Annotated in this window: 1 protein-coding gene; it reads right to left on the reverse strand. The window is 59.2% G+C overall.

Annotated features, from left to right (window positions below; all coding sequences use genetic code 11):
* The coding region (locus J5224_RS27525) for an Ig-like domain-containing protein (protein ID WP_264628316.1) at positions 1 to 1,480 on the reverse strand (1,480 nt) is incomplete at both ends.

Consider the following 1,480-nt stretch of genomic DNA (forward strand, 5'->3'; position numbering starts at 1 on the left):
CTGGAGATTTCGCTGCTGTTGCCTGCAACATCGGTGGCAGTAACCCGCAGCGGTTGTGCCCCGGCAGAGAGCACTTGAAGATCGGCGGCGGGAAGGTCGGCGCGCCAGTTTCCTTGTGCATCCACCGTCGCCTGATAGGTTTTGCCGTTGAGGGTGATCACCACGCTCTGTCCGCTACCGCTCACGCCGGTTTTGCCGATCACCGTCTGGCCGCTGGCGGCTTCGGTGGCGTTGAGCACATTATCCCCGAAGGGCGCTTCCATTGAGGGTTGCGGCAGGTTGTGGATGTGTACATCCAGATTGCGCTGGGCGGTGACAGGCTCGTCATTCGGGTTGGCAACGCTGGCATGGATCACGGCCGTGCCATCTTGCAGCGCGAACAGTGCCTCACTGGGAATGGATAGGCTCCAACTGCCGTCCGCCGCCGTGGTGGTGGTGTAGGTTTTTCCGTTCAAGGTCACGGTAACGGTTTGACCGATGGTCACGTTTACCGTGATGCCACTGATGGTGAGCGGCTGTGATGCCTCTACCCGGTTCAGTTGGTTATCCATGGCGATAATGCTGATGGAGATGCTGTCATTGCTGATATCGACATCGCTCCAGGCGGTGCCACTGCCTTCGTTGCCCGCCTTATCGCTCACCGTCGTGCTGATCGCGATCGGCCCGTCCGGCAGTTCTGCCATATGCTCCGCCGGAACGCTTACCCACCACTTGCCTTCACCGTTGACGGTCGTGAAGTAGGTCTTGGTGTGTAACTGCACGGTGATGCTTTGTCCCGCTTCCACGTTGGTGGTGGAGCCGCTCAAAATCTGGCTGACCTTGGTGTCCGCTGCGCTGATGGTGTTGTCTTCCGACACAAAGGCATTCACGGTGACCGTGGGACGCATCGCGCTGTCGGCGTCCAACCCAATGGCTTTCGTCACTTGCGTCACGTTGCCCGTGGCGTCGGTCAGGCTGGCTACCAGTGAATAAACACCGTTAGGCAGCGAGGCGAGGGCATGGGAAGGTAAATCGATGCTCCAGTTGCCGTCGTTACCCACCTTGCCGGTGTAGAACTGCCCGCCCAAAGACACGGTGACGGTTCTTCCCGCTTCGCTGACCGAGGCAGTGCCGTTGAGCGTTTGCGTGCTTTGCGCTTCCTGAATATTGATGATGTCGTCGGTGGCAATGGTGCCTAACGTCAGGGTCGGGGGCGTGACATCGACCAGGCTGCTAAAGCTGCTCGCGCCGTGGTTGCCCGCGATATCCGTTGCGGTAACCTGAAGGGTTGCATTGCCTTCCGGTAGCTGTTGCAGATCGGCGGCGGGAAGGGTGGCATGCCAGTTACCGTTGGTATCCACCGTGGCGTTGTAGGTTTTTCCCCCCAGCGTCACCACCACGGTTTGCCCGTTACCGCTGATACCGGTTTTACCGCTCACGGTTTGATCGCTGTGCGTTTCATTGAGATTCAACGAACCGTTGCCAAACGGTGTGTCGATGG

Source organism: Candidatus Symbiopectobacterium sp. NZEC135, from assembly GCF_025962695.1.